A 25,584-nucleotide genomic window follows, 5' to 3' on the forward strand; every position below is an offset into this window, starting at 1 on the left:
CGGATATTTAACACATTTGGGTATTTGTACGTTTTATTTATTCAATTTTATTTGTACCATTTAATGGCACTCTAAACAACATTTAACATCAAAATTCAACTAGCATAATCATTTATATAAAGAACAATTATATTGTTATACATATAAATAATATTATTACAATATGATTACAATAATATTATTTACTCTTATCATCTTGATATTTAAATCAAATGAATATATAATATCACATAATAACAATTATTAACTAATACTCTTGTAAGTAATGTTGATAACTTTGTTTAATCTTGCAAATAAGGAGAATATTTTGAAAAACAAGGTTTTTATTATATGTATTTTAACAGGTTTGATTTTACTGGGCTGTGATCAAAATTCAAAGAGGAAGGGAGATCATGCAGCACCAGTCGACACAGCCCAACAGGAAAAAGCTGCAAAACAGGCTATTATTGATGACTTAACAGCAAAAGCTCAACAAGTAGAAACAGAACTAAACACACATAATGATACAGCTTGGGATGAGGCCGGAGAAGCTTATGACATCTCAGGTGCCAATCAATTATTTGATACAATTGAATATGATAATGCTCAGGGTCAAAAAACAAAATATAATGTCAATAATGATGAGAGCAAAGCAGCTAGACGAGAAATGTACCTAGCCTTTGCTTATGAGAAAGACTACATTAAAACTTTTGGGGCACTTGCCAACAAAATGACAGCTCAAGCAGCACCTCCAGAAATGAAGGGTATTCTAGAGAAGATTGTAGATAAGATGAGAAAATATGCTAAGGATTCCTACTTAACAGCATTCAATACGCTAACTAGCAAAAAAGATAAGCTTATGGAACTGACTCTAAGTGATCTAAAAATACTGAAAACAAAGTTCCATATACTTCTAGCATCAAAAACAAATCTTAAAAGTGCAGCAGATGTAATCAAAGAGGACTACGATAATGATATAGAAATTGGTACCGTTTCCCCTAATAAAAATAAAATTAAAACTACTGCTACCGCTGAGGAAATAAAACAGTACTTAGAAGACAAAAAAAATAGCTTTATACCTGACTTAAATGCAGTAAAAAAAGAAGTTCCCGAAATTATTACAATCTTAAATAAGATTCAATAAGATATATAAATATCGGATATAAAATTTATTATAAAACAAGGATAAGGAATACTCTTCTCCTTGTTTTCTTTAAAAAAGGAGTATATCTTGAAATACAAGATCTTTACTATATGTATTTTAACAGGTTTGTTTATACCTCTCTTAGCTCTGGTTTCTTGCAACCCAAAACCTGAAAAAACAGAGGGAGTAAAATTAGGAGCAAAATTAAAGGCAAACATTCCTGATCCACGCAAGCAAGATCCACCTAAGCCTGGCGGCGGAGCAACTGATCCTAACGGTGAGGTAATTGATCCTAACGGTGAGGTAATTGATCCTAACGGCGGAGCTGCAGACCAACAGGATGAAGCTGCAAAACAAACTATTATCAATGACTTAACACCACTTATTATTCCATCAATAAAAAGAAACATAAACACACATAATAATGCAACTTGGAATGAGGGTACACAAAATTATAACATCTCAGGCGCCACTCAATTCTTCGGCGCAATTCAGTATACTGATGCTAAAAAACAGAAAAAACTTTATAATACTCAGGATGATGAGAGTAAAACAGCTAGACGCGAAATGTACCTAGGATTTGGTTATGATGACCTCGCCATTGAAGCTTTTGGGAAACTTGCCAGCAAAATGGCAGCAACTAAAAATGTACAAATGGAAACTGAACTCGAAAATATGGTGGATAAGATAAGACAATATGCTAGAGCTTACTATTTAATAGCATTCAATACGCTAATTAACAAAAAAGATAAGCTTATGGAGCTGGCTCTAAGTGATTTACAAATACTGAAAGCAAGGTTTGATGCAATTCATACAACAAAGAGCACTATTTCATATAATTTCACAAATTCAATCTCCAATGATTACAATCTTAACATAGAAGTTGGTACTGCTGACCCTAAACATACACTTCAAGATAATGCTACCGCTGAGGAAATACAAGATTATCTAAAAGACAAATTCACTCCAGCTGAATCCGACTTCGATACAATCATAAATGAAGCTACCAAGATTACCGGTATCTTAAATAAGATTCAATAAGACATAATATCGACTATAAATCTATTACATAATAAATTTTGTTATTAAATTTTGTACTAAGGAGAAAAATGTTTCTCCTTATTCTTTTTTTCAGCCTTATATTATCTTGATATTTAAATTAAATAAATATATAGTATTTTATAATAACTATTATTTATTAATACTACTGCTAATAATATTAACAAATATATTCAATAAATATTTAATATATTTGTTTAACCTTGAAAATAAGGAGAATATTTTGAAATACAAGATCTTTATTATATTCATTTTAGCAGGTTTGTTTATACCTCTCTTAGCTCTGGTTTCTTGCAACCCAAAACCTGAAAAAACAGAGGGAGTAAAATTAAATGCAAACACTCCTACACCCAAGCCTGATAATCCTGACGGTGAGGTAATTGATCCTAACGGTGAGGTAATTGATCCTAACGGTGAGGTAATTGATCCTAACGGTGAGGTAATTGATCCTAACGGCGGAGCTGCAGACCAACAGGATGAAGCTCTAAAACAGGGTATTATCGATTACTTAATAGACTTTATTATTCCAGCAATAAAACAAACAATAAATATACATACTAATACAACTTGGAATGAAGGTAAACAAGATTATATCATCTCAGGCGCCACTCAATTCTTCGGTGTAATTCAGTATACTGATGCTAAAAAACAGAAAAAACTTTATAATACTCAGGATGATGAGAGTAAAACAGCTAGACGCGAAATGTACCTAGGTTTTGGTTATTTTCCACCATACATTGAAGCTTTTGGGAAACTTGCCAACAAAATGGCAGCAACTAAAAATGTACAAATGAAAACCGAGCTTGCAAATATGGTGGATAAGATAAGACAATATGCTAGAGCTTACTATTTAACAGCATACAATACGCTAAATGACAAACAAGATAAGCTTATGAAGCTAGATCTAAATGATATAGAAACACTGAGAACAAAGCTTCAAGCAATTCATTCAGCAAATAACGGTATTAACTCAATCATATCTTCAATCCAAAAGGATTACCATGAGGACATAAAAATTGGTACCGCTAAACATCAACTTAAAACTACTGCTACCGCTGAGGAAATACAAAAGTACCTAAAAGACAAATTCGATTCAGCTGAATCCGACTTCGATAAAGCCATAAATACAGCTAATGAGATTGCCGGTATCTTAAATAAAATTCAATAAGACATAATATCGACTATAAATATATTACATAATAAATTTGTACTAAGGAGAACCACTTCTCCTTAGTCTTTTTTTGCGTCTTTATAGATATGTCATACATATAACTAATATATTATTACTACAATTATATTAGTTTTAACCCTCATTATCTTTTCATCCTATTGATATTTAAACCAAATAAATATATAATACTTTATAATAATGATTATTTATTAATACTATTGCTAATACTATTAATAAATATATTCAATAAATATTTAATATATTTGTTTAATCTTGAAAATAAGGAGAATATTTTGAAATACAAGATCTTTATTATATTCATTTTAACAGGTTTGTTTATACCACTCTTAGCTCTGGTTTCTTGCAACCCAAAACCTGAAAAATTGGGGGGGGGGGGGGGGTAAAATTCCTACAAACACTCCTGATCCACGCAAGCAAGATCCACCTAAGCCTGTCGAAACTGCAGACCAACAAAAACAACGTATTGTCAATGACTTAATAGCACTTATTAATCTAGGAATCAAAAGAAACATAACCACACATAATAATGCAACTTGGAATGAAGATAAACAAAAATACAACATTAAAGCTTCCAATCAATTATTTGGTGTAATTCAGTATACCGATGCTCAGAAACAGCCAAAACTTTATAATACTCAAGATGATGAGAGCAAAACAGCTAGACGCGAAATGTACCTAGGCCTTCGTAATATTTCACGCATCATTAAAGCTTTTGGGGCACTTGCAAATAAAATGGTAGCAGCTCAAAATGTACAAATGAAAACTGATCTCGAAAATATGGTGGATAAGATAAGACAATATGGTACAGCTTTCTACTTAACAGCATACAATACGCTAACTGACAAACAAGATAAGCTTATGGAGCTGGATCTAAATGATTTACAAACACTGAAAGCAAAGTTTAAAACAATTAATTCATCAGATAAAAAGATTTACTCAGAATTCGCATATTCAATCTACGATGATCACGATAAGAACATAGAAGTTGGTACTGCTAAACATACACTTCAAGATAATGCTACCGCTGAGGAAATACAAGATTACCTAAACGGCAAATTCACTTCAGTTGAATCCGACTTCGATGCAATCATAAAGGAAGCTCTCGATGTTGCTGGTATCTTAAATAAAATTCAATAAGATATAAACATCGGTTATAAATATATTACATAATAAATTTGTACTAAGGAGAACTACTTCTCCTTAGTCTTTTTTTCAGCCTTATATTATCTTGATATTTAAATTAAATAAATATATATTATTTTATAATAACTATTATTTATTAATACTATTGCTAATAATATTAACAAATATATTCAATAAATATTTAATATATTTGTTTATCTTGAAAATAAGGAGAATATTTTGAAATACAAGATTTTTATTATATTCATTTTAGCAGGTTTGTTTATACCGCTCTTAGCTCTGGTTTCTTGCAACCCAAAACCCGAAAAATTGGGGGGGGGTAAATTTCCTACAAACACTCCTGATCCACGCAAGCAAGATCCACCACCTAAGCCTGGCGGCGGAGCAACTGATCCTAACGGTGAGGTAATTGATCCTAACGGTGAGGTAATTGATCCTGGCAGCGGTGCGGGCAATCATCCTGGCGGAGGGGCAAATGGTCCTAGCGGTGGGGCAACTGATCCTGGCAGCGGTGCGGGCAATCATCCTGGCGGAGGGGCAAATGGTCCTAGCGGTGGGGCAACTGATCCTGGCAGCAGTGCGGGCAATCATCCTGGCGGAGGGGCAAATGGTCCTAGCGGTGGGGCAACTGATCCTGGCAGCAGTGCGGGCAATCATCCTGGCGGCGGAGCAACTGATCCTGACGGTGGGGCAACTGATCCTGTCGGAGGGGCAAATGGTCCTAGCGGTGGGGCAACTGATCCTGGCAGCAGTGCGGGCAATCATCCTGGCGGCGGAGCAACTGATCCTGACGGTGGGGCAACTGATCCTGTCGGAGGGGCAAATGGTCCTAGCGGTGGGGCAACTGATCCTGGCAGCAGTGCGGGCAATCATCCTGGCGGCGGAGCTGCAGACCAACAGGATGAAGCTCTAAAACAGGGTATTATCGATTACTTAATAGACTTTATTATTCCAGCAATAAAAACCAAAATAAACATACATAATGATGCAACTTGGAATGAGGGCGGAGAAGATTATAACATCTCAGGAGCCAATCAATTCTTCGGCGCAATTCAGTATACTGATGCTCAGAAGCAGCCAAAACTTTATAATACTCAGGATGATGAGAGTAAAACAGCTAGACGCGAAATGTACCTAGGTTTTGGTTATTCTCCACCACACATTGAAGCTTTTGGGAAACTTGCCAACAAAATGGTAGCAGCTCAAAATGTACAAATGAAAACTGATCTCGAAAATATGGTGGATAAGATAAGAAAATATAGTAAAGCTTACTATTTAACAACATACAATACGCTAAATGACAAACAAGATAAGCTTATGAAGCTGGCTCTAAGTGATTTACAAATACTGAAAGAAAGGTTTAGTGAAATTGATTCATCAAATAGCGATATTAACTCAAAATTCGTATATTCAATCGCAAAGGATTGCCATGAGGACATAAAAATTGGTACCGCTAAACATCAACTTAAAACTACTGCTACCGCTGAGGAAATACAAAAGTACCTAAAAGACAAATTCGATTCAGCTGAATCCGACTTCGATAACGCCATAAATACAGCTAATGAGATTGCCGGTATCTTAAATAAGATTCAATAAGATATAAACATCGGTTATAAATCTATTACATAATAAATTTGTTATTAAATTTTGTAATAAGGAGAAACATTTTTCTCCTTATTCTTTTTTTCAGCCTTATATTATCTTGATATTTAAATTAAATAAATATATAGTATTTTATAATAACTATTATTTATTAATACTACTGCTAATAATATTAACAAATATATTCAATAAATATTTAATATATTTGTTTATCTTGAAAATAAGGAGAATATTTTGAAATACAAGATCTTTATTATATTCATTTTAACAGGTTTGTTTATACCTCTCTTAGCTCTGGTTTCTTGCAACCCAAAACCTGAAAAATTGGGGGGGGGGGTAAATTTCCTACAAACACTCCTGATCCACGCAAGCAAGATCCACCACCTAAGCCTGGCGGCGGAGCAACTGATCCTAACGGTGAGGTAATTGATCCTGGCAGCGGTGCGGGCAATCATCCTGGCGGCAGGGCAACTGATCCTGGCAGCGGTGCGGGCAATCATCCTGGCGGCAGGGCAACTGATCCTGGCAGCGGTGCGGGCAATCATCCTGGCGGCAGGGCAACTGATCCTGGCAGCAGTGCGGGCAATCATCCTGGCGGCGGAGCTGCAGACCAACAGGATGAAGCTCTAAAACAGCACATTGTCAATTACTTAATAAGCAGCTTGATACATCAAGGAATAAAAGACACCTTAAGCATACATAATAATGCAACTTGGAATGAGAGCGGAGAAGATTATAACATCTCAAGCGCCACTCAATTCTTCGGTGTAATTCAGTATACTGATGCTCAGAAGCAGCCAAAACTTTATAATACTCAGGATGATGAGAGCAAAGCAGCTAGACACGAAATGTACCTAGGCTTTGGTTATGATGACCTCGACATTAAAGCTTTTGGGAAACTTGCAAATAAAATGGTAGCAACTCAAAATGTACAAATGAAAACCGAGCTTGCAAATATGGTGGATAAGATAAGAGAATATGCTAGAGCTTTCTACTTAACAACATGCAATACGATAATTAATAAACAAGATAAGCTCATGAAGCTAGATCTAAGTGATTTACAAACACTGGAAGACAAGATGCTAACAATTCATTCAGCAAATAGCAATATTCGCGAAAAATTCGTATTTCAAATCCACAAGGATTATTATAATAACATAGAAATTGGTACCGCTAAACATACACTTCAAGATAATGCTACCGCTGAGGAAATACAAGCTTATCTAAACGGCAAATTCACTCCAATTGAATCCGACTTCGATAACGCCATAAATACAGCTAATGAGATTAGCCGGTATCTTAAATAAGATTCAATAAGATATCAATATCGGCTATAAATATATTACATAATAAATTTGTTATTAAATTTTGTAATAAGGAGAAAAATTTTTCTCCTTATTCTTTTTTTTCAGCCTTATATTATCTTGATATTTAAATTAAATAAATATATAGTATTTTATAATAACTATTATTTATTAATACTACTGCTAATAATATTAACAAATATATTCAATAAATATTTAATATATTTGTTTATCTTGAAAATAAGGAGAATATTTTGAAATACAAGATTTTTATTATATTCATTTTAACAGGTTTGTTTCTACCTCTCTTAGCTCTGGTTTCTTGCAACCCAAAACCTGAAAAATTGGGGGGGGGGGGGGTAAATTTCCTACAAACACTCCTGATCCACGCAAGCAAGATCCACCACCTAAGCCTGGCGGCGGAGCAACTGATCCTAACGGTGAGGTAATTGATCCTGGCAGCGGTGCGGGCAATCATCCTGGCGGCAGGGCAACTGATCCTGGCAGCGGTGCGGGCAATCATCCTGGCGGCAGGGCAACTGATCCTGGCAGCGGTGCGGGCAATCATCCTGGCGGCAGGGCAACTGATCCTGGCAGCGGTGCGGGCAATCATCCTGGCGGCAGGGCAACTGATCCTGGCAGCGGTGCGGGCAATCATCCTGGCGGCGGAGCTGCAGACCAACAGGATGAAGCTCTAAAACAGGGTATTATCGATTACTTAATAGGCTTTATTATTCCAGCAATAAAACAAACAATAAACACACATACTAATACAACTTGGAATGAGGGCGGAGAAGATTATATCATCTCAGGCGCCAATCAATTCTTCGGCGCAATTCAGTATACTGATGCTCAGAAGCAGCCAAAACTTTATAATACTCAGGATGATGAGAGTAAAACAGCTAGACGCGAAATGTACCTAGGTTTTGATTATTCTCCACCACACATTGAAGCTTTTGGGAAACTTGCCAACAAAATGGTAGCAACTCAAAATGTACAAATGAAAACCGATCTCGAAAATATGGTGGATAAGATAAGAAAATATAGTAAAGCTTACTATTTAACAACATACAATACGCTAAATGACAAACAAGATAAGCTTATGAAGCTGGCTCTAAGTGATTTACAAATACTGAAAGAAAGGTTTAGTGAAATTGATTCATCAAATAGCGATATTAACTCAAAATTCGTATATTCAATCGCAAAGGATTGCCATGAGGACATAAAAATTGGTACCGCTAAACATCAACTTAAAACTACTGCTACCGCTGAGGAAATACAAAAGTACCTAAAAGACAAATTCGATTCAGCTGAATCCGACTTCGATAACGCCATAAATACAGCTAATGAGATTGCCGGTATCTTAAATAAGATTCAATAAGATATCAATATCGACTATAAATATATTACATAATAAATTTGTACTAAGGAGAACTGCTTCTCCTTAGTCTTTTTTTGCGTCTTTATAGATATGTCATACATATAACTAATATATTATTAGTACAATTATATTAGTTTTAACCCTCATTATCTTTTCATCCTATTGATATTTAGTTTAAATCAATATATAGTACTTTATAATAACTATTATATAGCAATGCTATTACAAATAATATTAACAAAGTTATTCAATAAATTTGTTTAATCTTGAAAATAAGGAGAATATTTTGAAATACAAGATTTTTATTATATTCATTTTAGCAGGTTTGTTTCTACCTCTCTTAGCTCTGGTTTCTTGCAACCCAAAACCTGAAAAAACAGAGGGAGTAAAATTAGGAGCAAAATTAAAGGCAAACATTCCTGATCCACGCAAGCAAGATCCACCACCAAAGCCTGGCGGCGGAGCAACTGATCCTAACGGTGAGGTAATTGATCCTAACGGCGGAGCTGCAGACCAACAGGATGAAGCTGCAAAACAAACTATTATCAATGACTTAATAGCACTTATTAATCTAGGAATAAAAAGAAACATAAACACACATAATGATGCAACTTGGAATGAAGATGAACAAAGATACAACATGAAAGCTCCCAATCAATTATTTGATGTAATTCAATATACTGATGCTAAAAAACAGAAAAAACTTTATAATACTCAGGATGATGAGAGTAAAGCAGCTAGACGCGAAATGTACCTAGGCCTTCGTAATACTTCAAGCATCATTAAAGCTTTTGGGGGACTTGCAAATAAAATGGTAGCAACTCAAAATGTACAAATGAAAACCGAGCTTACAAAGATGGTGGATAAGATAAGACAATATGGTACAGCTTTCTACTTAACAGCATACAATACGCTAATTAAAAAACAAGATAAGCTTATGGAGCTGAACCTAAGTGATTTACAAACACTGAAAGCAAAGTTTGTAACAATTAATTCATCAAATAAAAAGATTTACTCAACATTCACATCTTCAATCGAAAAGGATTACGATAAGAATATAAAAATTGGTACTGCTGACCCTAAACATAAACTTAAAACTACTGCTACCGCTGAGGAAATACAAAAGTACTTAAACGACAAATTCACTCCAAATGAATCCGAATTCGATGCAATCATAAAGGAAGCTCCCGATGTTGCCGGTATCTTAAATAAGATTCAATAAGATATAAACATCGGTTATAAATCTATTACATAATAAATTTGTTATTAAATTTTGTAATAAGGAGAAAAATTTTTCTCCTTATTCTTTTTTTCAGCCTTATATTATCTTGATATTTAAATTAAATAAATATATAGTATTTTATAATAACTATTATTTATTAATACTACTGCTAATAATATTAACAAATATATTCAATAAATATTTAATATATTTGTTTAACCTTGAAAATAAGGAGAATATTTTGAAATACAAGATCTTTATTATATTCATTTTAGCAGGTTTGTTTATACCTCTCTTAGCTCTGGTTTCTTGCAACCCAAAACCTGAAAAAACAGAGGGAGTAAAATTAAATGCAAACACTCCTACACCCAAGCCTGATAATCCTGACGGTGAGGTAATTGATCCTAACGGTGAGGTAATTGATCCTAACGGCGGAGCTGCAGACCAACAGGATGAAGCTGAAAAACAGCGTATCATCAATACCTTAATAAAGTTTATACATCAAGTAATAAAAGACAAAATAAACTTACATAATAATGCAGCTTGGAATGAGGTCGGGGAAGATTATAACATCTCAGGCGCCAATCAATTATTTGATGTAATTGAATATGATAATGCTCAGAGTCAAAAAACAAAATACAATGTCAATAATGACGAAAGCAAAACAGCTAGACGCGAAATGTACCTAGGCTTTGATTATGAGAAAGACTACATTAAAGCTTTTGGGGCACTTGCCAACAAAATGGCAGCAGCTCAAAATGTACAAATGAAAACTGAGCTTGCAAATATGGTGAAGAAGATAAGACAATATGCTAGCGCTTTCTACTTCACAGCATTCAATCCGCTAATTAACAAAAAAGATAAGCTTATGGAGCTGGACCTAAGTGATATAGAAACACTGGGAACAAAGTTTCAAGCAATTCGTTCAGCAAGTGGCAATATTTTCTCAAAATTCGTATATTCAATCTACAGTAATTACGATGAGAACATAGAAATTGGTACCGCTAAACATACACTTCAAGATAATGCTACCGCTGAGGAAATACAAGCTTATCTAAACGGCAAATTCACTCCAATTGAATCCTACTTCGACACAGTCATAAAGGAAGCTCCCGATATTGCCGGTATCTTAAATAAAATTCAATAAGATATCAATATCGGCTATAAATATATTACATAATAAATTTGTTATTAAATTTTGTAATAAGGAGAAACATTTTTCTCCTTATTCTTTTTTTCAGCCTTATATTATCTTGATATTTAAATTAAATAAATATATATTATTTTATAATAACTATTATTTATTAATACTACTGCTAATAAATATTAACAAATATATTCAATAAATATTTAATATATTTGTTTAACCTTGAAAATAAGGAGAATATTTTGAAATACAAGATCTTTATTGTATTCATTTTAACAGGTTTGTTTATACCTCTCTTAGCTCTGGTTTCTTGCAACCCAAAACCTGAAAAATTGGGGGGGGGGGGGGGTAAATTTCCTACAAACACTCCTGATCCACGCAAGCAAGATCCACCACCAAAGCCTGGCGGCGGAGCAACTGATCCTAACGGTGAGGTAATTGATCCTGGCAGCGGTGCGGGCAATCATCCTGACGGCGGAGCAACTGATCCTAACGGTGGGGCAACTGATCCTGTCGGAGGCGTAACTGATCTTGGCGGAGGCGCAACTGATCTTGGCGGAGGCGTAACTGATCTTAGCGGCGAAGCTGCAAAACAGAATACTATCGATTACTTAATAAGCTTTATTATTCCAGCAATAAAACAAAAAATAAACATACATACTAATACAACTTGGAATGAAGGTAAACAAGATTATATCATCTCAGGCGCCACTCAATTCTTCGGTGTAATTCAGTATACTGATGCTCAGAAGCAACCAAAACTTTATAATACTCAGGATGATGAGAGCAAAGCAGCTAGACGCGAAATGTACCTAGGTTTTGATTATATTGACCTCGACATTAAAGCTTTTGGGAAACTTGCCAGCAAAATGGTAGCAGCTCAAAATGTACAAATGAAAACCGAGCTTGCAAATATGGTGAAGAAGATAAGACAATATGCTAGAGCTTTCTACTTAACAGCATACAATACGCTAATTAACAAAAAAGATAAGCTTATGGAACTGGATCTAAATGATTTACAAATACTGGAAGAAAAGTTTGTAACAATTAATTCATCAGAAAAAAAGATTTACTCAGCATTCGTAAAGCCAATTACAAATGATTACTATAAGAACATAGAAATTGGTACCGCTAAACATACACTTAAAAGTAATGCTACCGCTGAGGAAATACAAGCTTATCTAAACGGCAAATTCACTTCAAATGAATCCGAATTCAATACAGTCATAGATACAGCTAATGAGATTGCCGGTATCTTAAATAAAATTCAATAAGATATCAATATCGGTTATAAATCTATTACATAATAAATTTGTTATTAAATTTTGTAATAAGGAGAAACATTTTTCTCCTTATTCTTTTTTTCAGCCTTATATTATCTTGATATTTAAATTAAATAAATATATAGTATTTTATAATAACTATTATTTATTAATACTATTGCTAATAATATTAACAAATATATTCAATAAATATTTAATATATTTGTTTAATCTTGAAAATAAGGAGAATATTTTGAAATACAAGATCTTTATTATATTCATTTTAACAGGTTTGTTTATACCTCTCTTAGCTCTGGTTTCTTGCAACCCAAAACCTGAAAAATTGGGGGGGGGGGGGGGTAAAATTCCTACAAACACTCCTACACCTAAGCCTGGTGGACTAACTGACAAGCCTGATAATCCTGACGGTGGGGCAACTGATCCTGACAGCAGTGCGGGTAATCATCCTGGCGGCGGCGGGGCAACTGATCCTGTCGGAGGGGCAGCAGCAGGCAATTCTGGCAGCGGAGCTGCAAACCAACAGGATGAAGCTCTAAAACAGCGCATTGTCAATTACTTAATAGGCTTTATTACTCCAGGAATAAAACAAACAATAAACACACATACTAATACAACTTGGAATGAAGGTAAACAAGATTATATCATCTCAGGCGCCAATCAATTCTTCGGTGTAATTCAGTATACTGATGCTAAAAAACAGAAAAAACTTTATAATACTCAGGATGATGAGAGTAAAACAGCTAGACGCGAAATGTACCTAGGTTTTGATTATATTGACCTCAACATTGAAGCTTTTGGGAAACTTGCCAGCAAAATGGTAGCAGCTCAAAATGTACAAATGAAAACCGAGCTTGCAAATATGGTGGATAAGATAAGAGAATATGCTAGAGCTTTCTACTTAACAACATGCAATACGATAATTAATAAACAAGATAAGCTCATGAAGCTAGATCTAAATGATATAAAAACACTGAGAACAAATCTTCAAGCAATTCGTTCATCACATAACAATATTAACTCAAAATTCATATTTCCAATCGAAAAGGATCACCATGAGGACATAAAAATTGGTACCGCTAAACATCAACTTAAAACTACTGCTACCGCTGAGGAAATACAAAAGTACCTAAAAGACAAATTCGATTCAGCTGAATCCGACTTCGATAACGCCATAAATACAGCTAATGAGATTGCCGGTATCTTAAATAAAATTCAATAAGATATAAACATCGGTCATAAATCTATTACATAATAAATTTGTTATTAAATTTTGTAATAAGGAGAAACATTTTTCTCCTTATTCTTTTTTTCAGCCTTATATTATCTTGATATTTAAATTAAATAAATATATATTATTTTATAATAACTATTATTTATTAATACTATTGCTAATAATATTAACAAATATATTCAATATATTTGTTAAATCTTGAAAATAAGGAGAATATTTTGAAATACAAGATCTTTATTATATTCATTTTAGCAGGTTTGTTTATACCTCTCTTAGCTCTGGTTTCTTGCAACCCAAAACCTGAAAAATTGGGGGGGGGGGGGGGTAAATTTCCTACAAACACTCCTGATCCACGCAAGCAAGATCCACCACCTAAGCCTGGCGGCGGAGCAACTGATCCTAACGGTGAGGTAATTGATCCTGGCAGCGGTGCGGGTAATCATCCTGGCGGCAGGGCAACTGATCCTGGCAGCGGTGCGGGCAATCATCCTGGCGGCAGGGCAACTGATCCTGTCGGAGGGGCAACTGATCCTGTCGGAGGGGCAACTGATCCTGTCGGAGGGGCAACTGATCCTGTCGGAGGGACAACTACTGGTCCTAGCGGCGGGGCAACTGATCCTGTCGGAGGGGCAACTGATCCTGTCGGCGGGACAACTACTGGTCCTAGCGGCGGGGCAACTGATCCTGTCGGAGGGGCAACTGATCCTGTCGGCGGGGCAGCAGCAGGCAATTCTGGCAGCGGAGCTGCAAACCAACAGGATGAAGCTCTAAAACAAAATATTATCAATTACTTAATAAGCAGCTTGATACATCAAGGAATAAAAGACCCCTTAAACACACATAATAATGCAACTTGGAATGAGGGTAAACAAGATTATATCATCTCAGGCGCCACTCAATTCTTCGGCGCAATTCAGTATACTGATGCTCAGAAGCAGCCAAAACTTTATAATACTCAGGATGATGAGAGTAAAACAGCTAGACGCGAAATGTACCTAGGTTTTGATTATTTTCCACCATACATTGAAGCTTTTGGGAAACTTGCCAACAAAATGGTAGCAACTCAAAATGTACAAATGAAAACCGAGCTTACAAAGATGGTGGATAAGATAAGACAATATGCTAGAGCTTTCTACTTCACAGCATTCAATACGCTAATTAAAAAACAAGATAAGCTTATGAAGCTGGATCTAAATGATATAAAAACACTAAGAACAAAGCTTCAATCAATTCGTTCAGCAAGTGGCTATATTGACTCAAAATTCATATTTCCAATCGAAAAGGATTACAGGCATAACATAGAAGTTGGTACCGCTAAACATCAACTTAAAACTACTGCTACCGCTGAGGAAATACAAAAGTACCTAAAAGACAAATTCACTCCAATTGAATCCGACTTCGATAACGCCATAAATACAGCTAATGAGATTGCCGGTATCTTAAATAAAATTCAATAAGATATCAATATCGACTATAAATATATTACATAATAAATTTGTACTAAGGAGAACTACTTCTCCTTAGTCTTTTTTTCAGCCTTATATTATCTTGATATTTAAATTAAATAAATATATATTATTTTATAATAACTATTATTTATTAATACTATTGCTAATAATATTAACAAATATATTCAATAAATATTTAATATATTTGTTTATCTTGAAAATAAGGAGAATATTTTGAAATACAAGATCTTTATTATATTCATTTTAGCAGGTTTGTTTATACCTCTCTTAGCTCTGGTTTCTTGCAACCCAAAACCTGAAAAATTGGGGGGGGGGGGGGGGTAAAATTCCTACAAACACTCCTGATCCACGCAAGCAAGATCCACCACCTAAGCCTGGCGGCGGAGCAACTGATCCTAACGGTGAGGTAATTGATCCTAACGGTGAGGTAATTGATCCTGGCGGCAGGGCAACTGATCCTGGCAGCAGTGCGGGTAATCATCCTGGCGGCAGGGCAACTGATCCTGTCGGCGGGGCAACTGATCCTGTCGGCGGGACAACTACTGGTCCTAGCGGCGGGGCAACTGATCCTGGCGGCGGAGCAACTGATCCTGTCGGAGGGGCAACTGATCCTGTCGGAGGGGCAAATGGTCCTAGCGGTGGGGCAACTGATCCTGGCGGCGGAGCAACTGATCCTAGCGGTGGGGCAACTGATCCTAACGGTGGGGCAAATGGTCCTAGCGGTGGGGCAACTGATCCTGGCGGCGGAGCAACTGATCCTAACGGTGGGGCAAATGGTCCTGGCGGCGGAGCAACTGATCCTAACGGTGGGGCAAATGGTCCTAGCAGAGGGGCAAATGGTCCTAGCGGTGGGGCAACTGATCCTGGCAGCGGTGCGGGCAATCATCCTGGCGGAGGGGCAACTGATCCTGTCGGAGGGGCAAATGGTCCTAGCGGTGGGGCAACTGATCCTGTCGGCGGGACAACTACTGGTCCTAGCGGCGGGGCAACTGATCCTGGCGGCGGAGCAACTGATCCTGTCGGAGGGGCAACTGATCCTGTCGGAGGGGCAAATGGTCCTAGCGGTGGGGCAACTGATCCTGGCAGCAGTGCGGGTAATCATCCTGGCGGCTGGGTAACTGGTCCTAGCGGCGGAGCTGCAGACCAACAGGATGAAGCTCTAAAACAGCGCATTGTCAATTACTCAATAAGCAGCTTGATACATCAAGGAATAAAAGACCCCTTCAACACACATAATAATGCAACTTGGAATGAGGGTAAACAAGATTATATCATCTCAGGCGCCACTCAATTCTTCGGTGTAATTCAGTATACTGATGCTAAAAAACAGAAAAAACTTTATAATACTCAGGATGATGAGAGTAAAACAGCTAGACGCGAAATGTACCTAGGTTTTAGCTATTTTCCACCATACATTGAAGCTTTTGGGAAACTTGCCAGCAAAATGGTAGCAACTCAAAATGTACAAATGAAAACCGAGCTTGCAAATATGGTGGATAAGATAAGAGAATATGCTAGAGCTTTCTACTTAACAACATGCAATACGATAATTAAAAAACAAGATAAGCTTATGAAGCTAGATCTAAATGATCTAAAAACACTAAGAACAAAGCTTCGAGCAATTTGTTCATCACATAACAATATTAACTCAAAATTCATATCTTCAATCTACAATGATTACCATGAGGACATAAAAATTGGTACCGCTAAACATCAACTTAAAACTACTGCTACCGCTGAGGAAATACAAAAGTACCTAAAAGACAAATTCACTCCAATTGAATCCGACTTCGATAACGCCATAAATACAGCTAATGAGATTGCCGGTATCTTAAATAAAATTCAATAAGATATCAATATCGACTATAAATATATTACATAATAAATTTGTACTAAGGAGAACTACTTCTCCTTAGTCTTTTTTTCAGCCTTATATTATCTTGATATTTAAATTAAATAAATATATATTATTTTATAATAACTATTATTTATTAATACTATTGCTAATAATATTAACAAATATATTCAATAAATATTTAATATATTTGTTTATCTTGAAAATAAGGAGAATATTTTGAAATACAAGATCTTTATTATATTCATTTTAACAGGTTTGTTTATACCACTCTTAGCTCTGGTTTCTTGCAACCCAAAACCTGAAAAATTGGGGGGGGGGGGGGTAAAATTCCTACAAACACTCCTGATCCACGCAAGCAAGATCCACCACCTAAGCCTGGCGGCGGAGCAACTGATCCTAACGGTGAGGTAATTGATCCTAACGGTGAGGTAATTGATCCTGGCAGCAGTGCGGGTAATCATCCTGGCAGAAGTGCAACTGATCCTGGCAGCAGTGCGGGCAATCATCCTGTCGGAGGGGCAACTGATCCTGGCAGCGGTGCGGGCAATCATCCTGGCGGAAGTGCAACTGATCCTGGCAGCGGTGCGGGCAATCATCCTGGCGGAGGGGCAACTGATCCTGGCAGCGGTGCGGGCAATCATCCTGGCGGAGGGGCAACTGATCCTGGCAGCGGTGCGGGCAATCATCCTGGCGGAAGTGCAACTGATCCTGGCAGCAGTGCGGGCAATCATCCTGGCGGAGGGGCAACTGATCCTGGCAGCAGTGCGGGTAATCATCCTGGCGGAGGGGCAACTGATCCTGGCAGCGGTGCGGGCAATCATCCTGGCGGCGGAGCAACTACTGGTCCTAGCGGAGGCGCAACTGATCCTGGCAGCGGTGCGGGCAATCATCCTGGCGGAGGGGCAACTGATCCTGGCAGCAGTGCGGGTAATCATCCTGGCGGAAGTGCAACTGATCCTGGCAGCAGTGCGGGTAATCATCCTGGCGGAGGGGCAACTGATCCTGGCAGCGGTGCGGGCAATCATCCTGGCGGCGGAGCAACTACTGGTCCTAGCGGAGGCGTAATTGATCTTGGCGGAGGCGCAACTGATCTTGGCGGAGGCGCAATTGATCTTAGCGGCGAAGATGCAAAACAGAATACTATCGATTACTTAATAAGCTTTATTATTCCAACAATAAAACAAAACATAAACTTACATAATCATATAGCTTGGGATGAATATGCGGAAGATTATAACATCTCAGGCTCCAATCAATTATTTGATGTAATTGAATATGATAATGCTCAGAGCCAAAAAACAAAATACAATGTCAATGATAATAGAAGTAAAACAATTAGACGCGAAATGTACCTAGGCTTTGGTTATAATGTCCTCGCCATTAAAGCTTTTGGAGCACTTGCAAACAAAATGGTAGCAACTAAAAATGTACAAATGAAAACCGAGCTTACAAATATGGTGAAGAAGATAAGACAATATGCTAGAGCTTTCTACTTAACAGCATACAATACGCTAATTAACAAAAAAGATAAGCTTATGGAACTGGATCTAAATGATTTACAAATACTGATACAAAAGTTTCCAACAATTAATTCATCAGATCAAAAGATTTACTCAGCATTCGTAAAGCCAATTACAAATGATTACTATAATAACATAGAAATTGGTACCGCTAAACATACACTTCAAGATAATGCTACCGCTGAGGAAATACAAGCTTATCTAAACGGCAAATTCACTTCAAATGAATCCGAATTCAATACAGTCATAGATACAGCTAATGAGATTGCCGGTATCTTAAATAAGATTCAATAAGATATAAACATCGGTCATAAATCTATTACATAATAAATTTGTTATTAAATTTTGTAATAAGGAGAAACATTTTTCTCCTTATTCTTTTTTTCAGCCTTATATTATTTAAATAAAAATTACTAAATGCCATAAATGCAACCATTTTGCAATATTGCATCCTAACTGAAGGTTACTATTTCTGATATCTTATATGCTTGACATATACATTCAACAAACATATAATGTCATTTAACTATAATTACTAACTTATTTGCTAACTAATGATTATAGCTAAAGCAAGGGGAATATTTGAAAGAGAATTTTTTTGTTGTATTAATTGTCATACTCATTTTAATAAGCTTAATTACTTGTAACTCAAACTTAAACAAGGCAGAAATAGACAGAAGAGCACGTCAAGTTCAAGAAGAGATAAGAAAAAAAGAGGAAAAAGCAAAAAGGAAAACACAAGAAGCAATAATACAAACATTCATAGAAATACCAGAAGACGAAGTAACAAAACAAGCAAAAGAAAAAAGAAAAAAACAACTATTAAATGAAATACTAAGACTAAATCCATAGTAATAAGTCAAGAGGATAATTAACGTACCAAAAGACAAACTTGCAAGATTACCTAGCAACCTTGATATTAAATCCAATAAATGTATAATGTTATTGTAAGCATTATCAAATAATAACTGTTAATTATAACTATTAATTGATCTGTTTCTACGAGTTGGGAGAATATTTTGAAAACTAACATTTCTATCATTACTTTAATTACCATAATTATCATCACCACTTTAACTTGCAAAGCAAATCTTGACAAGGCTGTAGAAATAGAAAAAATACTAAAAGAAGCAGAAATAGAAACAGTAGCAGCAACAAAGGCAGCAACAAAGGCAGCAACAAAGGCAGCAGCAAAAGCAGAAACAGCACGAACAGCAACAGACAAAGCACTAGAAGCAATAGTGGTATCATCAGCAGAAGCAATAAAAGAAGCAGAAAAAGCAATAAAAGAAGCGGAAAAGCAAAAAGAAGTCGCACAAAATGAAAAAGAACGTGCAGAAAAAGAAAAACTAATAATAGAAAACAAGACAAAACAATTTGAAGCACAAATAGAAAAAACACGGAAGCAGGATTTAACACAGATTAAACTTATGCAAGCAAAGCTTGAACTAGGGCACAAAATTCAAGATACCGCAACACTGCTAATGAAATACGACAATGATTATTGGATTGAACCGCCTGATCAATTTGGATTGCACGATCGCACTTCTAACAACAAGGCATTTGATGTGCTCAAGCAAGGCCCAAATCCATATTATCATAGCGATAATAAGGGGACTAGAAAGAAAATTTACTTGGTATTTGAGTACCAGGATACTTACATAAAATCTCTTGGAGAAATTCTTAACAAAATTGCAAAGGATTCTTATCTCTCACCTGACCAGGCAAAACAAAAAACTTCTGCACATGATCAGGCTAATGACTTATTACAAGAGATCATAAATAACATTCATGAGCATTTCGATCACTACTTTAACAATGCATTTAGAATACCAAGTAATCAACAAAATAAAATTGACTCTTTAGAGCTTAGCGGTCTACAAGAACTTCTAAAAAAATTTGAGGCACTTCAAAAGATAAGACATACTTGCAAAATGTACGCAACAAAGATTTACAATGATTTCCAGAATGATAAAAACAAAATTAGAACCGGTGGTATCAAAAAAATAGAAGAATATATAACTAACAATGCATACAGAAACAAATTCAAAGGGGCAATTGAACAAATTAAAACACTAATCACCCAGATTAATAACATTATATATAAAACATAAATCTCTTATTCAATATCGATTCAATACCGATTAATATGGAGCAAATGAATTAACATTGATAACATTGATTCTAGAATCTATACCTAAACTTAATATCAAGATTAACTATGAAGATAGCCATGAAAATAACTATCTTACTACCTAGCCAATATTGATATTAAAATCCAATAAATGTATACTATTGCTAGTAAGCATTATCAAATAATAACCGTCAAATCATAACTGTTAGTTGATCTGTGCCTACAAGTTGGGAGAATATTTTGAAACACAAAGTTCTTATCATCACTTTAATTACCTTAGTTGCCATCACCACCTTAACTTGCAAAGCAGATCTAAGTTCAGAATTAGAAAAAGCACTAAAAGAAGCAAAAGACGCGGAACAAATAGTCTTAGAAGCACAAGCAGTAAGAGCAAATGCAGAACTAAACGCAATAATAAAAGAAATAGAAGCGGAAGCAGAAATTGAAGCACAAAAAATCACAGAAATTGAAGCAGTACTAGCAACAACAATAACGCAAGCAAAACAAAAAACCGCAGAAGCGGCAATAATAAAACAAGAAACCGCAAAACAAGAAATACAGCAAACACAAGACGAAATACTAAAAGCAAAAATACAAGCAATAAAAATAGCAATAGCACTGAATCAAAATTTAAGACAGATCATAATCAATAAATTAAAGTCTAAAGTTGAAGATAACGCAACAATATTAAATATGCACACAGATACCAATTGGCACGAGCCTAGTAATCACTTTGGGATGACATCCCTACCAGGCCAGCAAAGAAACATTAGTGCATTTAATAGAGCAAGCAAAAAATACAATCAAAAAGGCTACGAAACCTACCCTTACCTCTTAGAAAGCAATCAAGCCGCCAAAGACAGAAGAAAAATTTACTTAAGTTTTAAGTACGATAGAATCAGTATTCAAAAGCATGGAGAGATTTTTAACAGACTAATAGATGCTGGCATACATTTAACTGTCGAAGATATTCTTAATGCAACGATTGATTATGCTAATGCCTATTTTGAAGTTGCATTAATGACACTGCGTAACAAACAAAACAAGCTTAACTCTTTAAATCTTGCAAGGCTAAAAGCACTTCAAACCGCATTTGAACAACTTGAAACAGAAAAGCAGAATTTCGAAAATCGCATGAAAACACTCTATAATGACTACCACAATAATATATATAATATTAAAGATGGTAATCACATTAACATAACAGCCTACATGTCTGCTAACAGATATAAAGAAAGATTCATAACAACAGCTAACATAATAACAAGCCTAGCTAACCGGTTCAAAAACTTACTTGATCAAATATAAAAGCTTTTATTTGACATCTTAAACTCAATATCAAGATTAATTCTTACAATAACTATTCTTACCTAGAAATCTTGATATTAAAACCCAATAAATGTACAATAAATGTATTATTCATAATACTGCTTAATAAGCATTATTAAATGATAATATTGACTATAACTGTTAATTGATCTGTTTCTACAGGTTGGGAGAATGTTTTGAAGATTAAAATTTCTATCATCACTTTAATCACCATTACCACCTTAACTTGCAAAGCTAATCTGAGTGCAGAATTAGAAAAAGCACTAAAAGAAGCAAAAGACGCAAAACAAATAGCCTTAAGGGTAAAAACAGTCAGAACAGATGCAGAACAAAAAAGACAAAGAAAACTTATAATCGCCATATTAAAAAGCAAAATTATAAAGGCCAAATATACATTAAAGATACACAAGCATGATACCTGGATAGAAGACAATGATATATATGAAATAAATGCACAAGGCCAAGCATTTCATATAGCCAAGAATAGTGATACTGGTGAGGTCTATGCAAGTGACCGCAATAAGGCTGCCAGAAAACAAATTTATTTAGCCCTTGAGCATCGCCGATCAGTCATTACAAATTTTGGAAAAATCCTAAGTAAACTAGCAGAAGGTGCAAATACCAATGTTGATCACGCACCAAATGAACATGATCTTCAAACAGAATATAATATTTTAATAGAAAATATCCTAGCTGAAGCAAGAAAATATGCTCATAATTACTTTGAAATTGCATTAATACCACTGCATGATAAACAAGATAAGCTTAACTCTTTAAGTTTAGATGATTTGCAAAACCTTAAAGACAAATTTGACGAACTTCAAAAAATAAGGGATACTTGCAAAATGTACGCAGAAACAATTTACAATGATTTTCAAAATGATCAAGATAATATCAAAGATGGTGATGCTGCTAATTTAAGAAACTACATAAATAAAAATAATTATAAGAATAAATTCAAAGAATTGATTAAAAAAACAGAAGAAACGGCTTACCAGATTAACCAAATCTTAAATAAGATAAAAATATATTGATTTGAATATTTATTTACAAGCAACTTCATAAAAGAAAATATTCTTCCTTGATTTAAAATCATACTTAAAATTAAAAGCATATTCAAAACAAACGGTTTTTAAATACACATACATAAATCACATTGCAATAATCATATTCCAAAGCATATTCAAAACAATTTAAAATTTATGATAAGATATAATCTTTATCTTACATCTTGATATTTAAATCAAAATAAATGTATAATATTATTTAATAATAATTACTAACTAATAATTTTTAAACTTGCACTATCAAATCATACTTACACAATTAATGATTTAATTATTAATTAGTTTTTAATTCTAAAAACAAGGAGAATATTTTGCAAAACTTTTTTATTACCACATTTTTATTATCACTCTTGGTTCTAGTTGCTTGCAATTCAGGAACTGACCAAACAAATAATAAAGGCGGAACTCCCTTAACAGAAGAAATGTATAAAGCAGAACTGGAAAAACAAAAAATAGAGTATGCACTAATGGAATTAAATCTAAGAGCTACCATTGCTCAAAAGACATTAGATATCCACTCAGATAAGAATTGGAGCAAAGAAGACCCGGCTCAATTTAAAATGCATGACGATACTAACAATAATGCGGCATTCGACATACTTAAAAAAAATAACAAAGCATACAACCATAATGACAACAAAAATCTCAGAAGAAAATTTTACCTAGCCTTAGAATATCACACCGATTCCATTACATCTTTTGGATTGATTCTAAATAAACTAGCAGAAGGTGCAGTTGAGCAACCGCCAAATCCACAGTACAAATTGCTTGAAACAATCGTAGACAAAGTAACTGCTCTTAGCACAAATTACTTTGAAACTGCATTCATACCACTGACTAACAAAAAAGATAAACTTAACTCTTTAAGCATAGATGACCTAGAATCACTTCAAACGCACTTTAGAGATCTTGACGAGAAAAGACAAATTATTAGACACCGTGCAGATGCAATACAAAACAAATTCAAGGATCCACAGGGCAATATAGGACAACAAGATCAGTTAATAAAACACATAGATGATAACAAAAAAGAATTTATAGAATCATTTGCAGCAATAGAACAAATAGCTAAGGAAATTAAAAACATTTTAGATACAATATAAAAACGCTATATATTTTAAAATAACTTTAAGGAGCAAAGTATACTTTGCTCTTTCTTATATTGTTTAAAAACATCTTATATCATATTTCTAATAAAAATACGCATATTTCTACCCTACCAAAATATCCATGTAAACACACATAAATTTATTTCTTAAGAATCATATCCGCTTATTTATATTGATATTTTAATTAAAATAAATATATAATATTATTTAATAATAATTACTAACTAATAATTTTTAAACTTGCATTAGCAAATCATACTTACACAATTAATGATTAAATTATTGATTAGTTCTTAACTCTACAAACAAGGAGAATATTTTGAAACATAAACATATTTTTTTAATCTTGTCTATCGCGTTTATTTTACCGCTACTTACTCTGGTTGCTTGTAATGCAAAACCTGAAAAATTGGGGGGGGGGGGGTAATAAAATTCCTGAATCGCCAGCCATTCAAGCAATACAAGCACAAATAAAACAGCATAAACGGGAATTTATAATCGCTAAATTAAAACTTAGAGTTCCAAAATACGAAAAGATGTTAAATGATCATATCAACTACGCCTGGATTGAAGATGGTGATGTGCAGCATAGATGGAAGAACTATGGGCCAGGAGGAAGGCAATATGGAATGCATCGCCTCGAACTAGCTCGGAATATATTTTTTATAATTCTCTCTCCTTATAATCGCAATTTGACATATGGCGCGCCTGAGTCAAAAGATGCCAGATCAAAAATTTATTTGGCATTTGAGTATAACGAAAACCTCATTGAAGATTTTGGAGAGGCACTTTTCTCGCTAGGAGGTCGAGCTGCTACATTTCATCATGGGGGATTAGGTATACGTAATCCCAATGAATACAATAAGTTAGTTCAAGAAATTGCAGATAAAACAGGAGAGTATGCTTGTAATTACTTTGAAGTTGCATTTGGAGAACTAATTAAAAAGCAAAATAACCTTAACTCTTTAAGTTTAGATAATTTGCAAGCACTTGATCAAAAGTTTGATAAACTTATAGCAGAAAGGGAAATGCACATCAAAGACGCAAAAACAATTTACAATGATCTTAAGGCCAATAAAGGGGAAATTAAAGAGGATAAGAATGCTGCTAAATTAAAGGATTACCTAATAAAACATAAACCAAAATTTGAAAATTCATTTGAGGTAGTCAAAACGCTAGCTAGGGAAATTAAAAATATTTTAGATACAATATAACGCCTATACATTTTAATAACTTTTTAAAATAACTTTATAACTACTCTAAAAGGAGCAAAGCTACTTATGCTCCTTTTTTATTGTTTAAAAACATCTTATATCATATTTATATTGATATTTAAATCAAAATAAATATATAATATTATTTAATAATAATTACTAACTAATAATTTTTAAACTTGTATTAGCAAATCATA

Annotated in this window: 27 protein-coding genes; all 27 read left to right on the top strand. The window is 34.8% G+C overall.

Translation table 11 applies throughout. The features are described 5' to 3' along the window. Positions 1–307: 307 nt before the first annotated feature. The 27 genes from bhYOR_RS05375 (at position 308) to bhYOR_RS05505 (ending at position 25,387) form a co-directional block, all read left to right on the top strand. On the top strand, positions 308–1,123 hold the full coding sequence (locus bhYOR_RS05375; RefSeq protein WP_025400411.1) for a virulence associated lipoprotein: 816 nt from the start codon (positions 308–310) through the stop codon (positions 1,121–1,123). An 87-nt stretch (positions 1,124–1,210) separates the two neighbouring features. Further along, complete coding sequence (locus bhYOR_RS05380; protein ID WP_025434278.1) at positions 1,211–2,164, top strand: virulence associated lipoprotein; 954 nt, start codon at positions 1,211–1,213, stop codon at positions 2,162–2,164. A gap of 241 nt (positions 2,165–2,405) precedes the next feature. Next, on the top strand, positions 2,406–3,350 hold the full coding sequence (locus bhYOR_RS05385; protein WP_247088430.1) for a virulence associated lipoprotein: 945 nt from the start codon (positions 2,406–2,408) through the stop codon (positions 3,348–3,350). Between the two features lie 534 nt (positions 3,351–3,884). After that, the gene (locus bhYOR_RS05390) at positions 3,885–4,511 is read left to right on the top strand and encodes a CRASP family complement regulator-acquiring lipoprotein (protein ID WP_281506150.1); all 627 of its coding nucleotides are present in this window, start codon (positions 3,885–3,887) and stop codon (positions 4,509–4,511) included. A gap of 225 nt (positions 4,512–4,736) precedes the next feature. Continuing rightward, positions 4,737–6,113 (top strand): virulence associated lipoprotein, encoded by a 1,377-nt coding sequence (locus tag bhYOR_RS05395; RefSeq protein WP_247088432.1) that lies wholly within the window; start codon positions 4,737–4,739, stop codon positions 6,111–6,113. 240 nt (positions 6,114–6,353) lie between these two features. Beyond that, complete coding sequence (locus tag bhYOR_RS05400) at positions 6,354–6,545, top strand: hypothetical protein (RefSeq protein ID WP_247088434.1); 192 nt, start codon at positions 6,354–6,356, stop codon at positions 6,543–6,545. After that, complete coding sequence (locus bhYOR_RS05405; RefSeq protein ID WP_247088436.1) at positions 6,546–6,749, top strand: hypothetical protein; 204 nt, start codon at positions 6,546–6,548, stop codon at positions 6,747–6,749. Positions 6,750–6,781: 32 nt separating this feature from the next. Further along, positions 6,782–7,426, top strand: coding sequence for a virulence associated lipoprotein (locus bhYOR_RS05410; protein ID WP_247088438.1), 645 nt, complete (start codon positions 6,782–6,784; stop codon positions 7,424–7,426). A gap of 251 nt (positions 7,427–7,677) precedes the next feature. Then, positions 7,678–7,872 (top strand): hypothetical protein, encoded by a 195-nt coding sequence (locus bhYOR_RS05415; RefSeq protein ID WP_247088440.1) that lies wholly within the window; start codon positions 7,678–7,680, stop codon positions 7,870–7,872. Continuing rightward, positions 7,873–8,121 (top strand): hypothetical protein, encoded by a 249-nt coding sequence (locus bhYOR_RS05420; protein WP_247088442.1) that lies wholly within the window; start codon positions 7,873–7,875, stop codon positions 8,119–8,121. Positions 8,122–8,258: 137 nt separating this feature from the next. Further along, positions 8,259–8,804 carry a virulence associated lipoprotein gene (locus bhYOR_RS05425; protein WP_281506151.1) on the top strand — a complete coding sequence of 182 codons (546 nt, stop codon included), beginning with the start codon at positions 8,259–8,261 and terminating at the stop codon, positions 8,802–8,804. Positions 8,805–9,090: 286 nt separating this feature from the next. Continuing rightward, a complete protein-coding gene (locus bhYOR_RS05430) occupies positions 9,091–10,026 on the top strand; it encodes a virulence associated lipoprotein (RefSeq protein ID WP_025434269.1) in 936 nt (311 codons plus the stop codon). 241 nt (positions 10,027–10,267) lie between these two features. Further along, positions 10,268–11,173 carry a virulence associated lipoprotein gene (locus bhYOR_RS05435; protein ID WP_025434268.1) on the top strand — a complete coding sequence of 302 codons (906 nt, stop codon included), beginning with the start codon at positions 10,268–10,270 and terminating at the stop codon, positions 11,171–11,173. A gap of 242 nt (positions 11,174–11,415) precedes the next feature. Next, the gene (locus bhYOR_RS05440; RefSeq protein WP_247088446.1) at positions 11,416–12,447 is read left to right on the top strand and encodes a virulence associated lipoprotein; all 1,032 of its coding nucleotides are present in this window, start codon (positions 11,416–11,418) and stop codon (positions 12,445–12,447) included. Positions 12,448–12,688: 241 nt separating this feature from the next. Then, positions 12,689–13,675 carry a virulence associated lipoprotein gene (locus bhYOR_RS05445; RefSeq protein ID WP_247088448.1) on the top strand — a complete coding sequence of 329 codons (987 nt, stop codon included), beginning with the start codon at positions 12,689–12,691 and terminating at the stop codon, positions 13,673–13,675. A 230-nt stretch (positions 13,676–13,905) separates the two neighbouring features. Then, positions 13,906–15,144, top strand: a complete 1,239-nt coding sequence (locus bhYOR_RS05450) for a virulence associated lipoprotein (RefSeq protein ID WP_247088450.1) — start codon at positions 13,906–13,908, stop codon at positions 15,142–15,144. 443 nt (positions 15,145–15,587) lie between these two features. Next, on the top strand, positions 15,588–16,274 hold the full coding sequence (locus tag bhYOR_RS05455) for a hypothetical protein (protein ID WP_247088452.1): 687 nt from the start codon (positions 15,588–15,590) through the stop codon (positions 16,272–16,274). A 77-nt stretch (positions 16,275–16,351) separates the two neighbouring features. After that, positions 16,352–17,005: a virulence associated lipoprotein gene (locus bhYOR_RS05460; protein WP_247088455.1), complete on the top strand. Its 654-nt coding sequence runs from the start codon at positions 16,352–16,354 to the stop codon at positions 17,003–17,005. A gap of 225 nt (positions 17,006–17,230) precedes the next feature. Then, positions 17,231–17,425, top strand: a complete 195-nt coding sequence (locus bhYOR_RS05465; RefSeq protein WP_247088457.1) for a hypothetical protein — start codon at positions 17,231–17,233, stop codon at positions 17,423–17,425. Between the two features lie 21 nt (positions 17,426–17,446). Continuing rightward, positions 17,447–18,079: a hypothetical protein gene (locus bhYOR_RS05470; RefSeq protein WP_247088459.1), complete on the top strand. Its 633-nt coding sequence runs from the start codon at positions 17,447–17,449 to the stop codon at positions 18,077–18,079. Positions 18,080–18,252: 173 nt separating this feature from the next. Beyond that, positions 18,253–18,828 (top strand): virulence associated lipoprotein, encoded by a 576-nt coding sequence (locus bhYOR_RS05475; RefSeq protein ID WP_281506152.1) that lies wholly within the window; start codon positions 18,253–18,255, stop codon positions 18,826–18,828. Positions 18,829–19,116: 288 nt separating this feature from the next. Further along, the gene (locus bhYOR_RS05480) at positions 19,117–19,386 is read left to right on the top strand and encodes a hypothetical protein (RefSeq protein WP_025400254.1); all 270 of its coding nucleotides are present in this window, start codon (positions 19,117–19,119) and stop codon (positions 19,384–19,386) included. Positions 19,387–19,553: 167 nt separating this feature from the next. Then, positions 19,554–20,648 (top strand): virulence associated lipoprotein, encoded by a 1,095-nt coding sequence (locus tag bhYOR_RS05485; RefSeq protein ID WP_025400255.1) that lies wholly within the window; start codon positions 19,554–19,556, stop codon positions 20,646–20,648. 260 nt (positions 20,649–20,908) lie between these two features. Continuing rightward, on the top strand, positions 20,909–21,976 hold the full coding sequence (locus tag bhYOR_RS05490) for a CRASP family complement regulator-acquiring lipoprotein (RefSeq protein ID WP_025400256.1): 1,068 nt from the start codon (positions 20,909–20,911) through the stop codon (positions 21,974–21,976). 197 nt (positions 21,977–22,173) lie between these two features. Then, the gene (locus bhYOR_RS05495; RefSeq protein WP_025400257.1) at positions 22,174–23,031 is read left to right on the top strand and encodes a virulence associated lipoprotein; all 858 of its coding nucleotides are present in this window, start codon (positions 22,174–22,176) and stop codon (positions 23,029–23,031) included. A gap of 344 nt (positions 23,032–23,375) precedes the next feature. Then, a complete protein-coding gene (locus bhYOR_RS05500) occupies positions 23,376–24,167 on the top strand; it encodes a virulence associated lipoprotein (protein ID WP_025434183.1) in 792 nt (263 codons plus the stop codon). A gap of 398 nt (positions 24,168–24,565) precedes the next feature. Further along, complete coding sequence (locus bhYOR_RS05505; protein ID WP_247088462.1) at positions 24,566–25,387, top strand: virulence associated lipoprotein; 822 nt, start codon at positions 24,566–24,568, stop codon at positions 25,385–25,387. The last annotated feature ends 197 nt before the right edge of the window (positions 25,388–25,584 follow it).

This window comes from Borrelia nietonii YOR (assembly GCF_023035795.1).
Classification (GTDB): Bacteria; Spirochaetota; Spirochaetia; order Borreliales; family Borreliaceae; genus Borrelia; species Borrelia hermsii.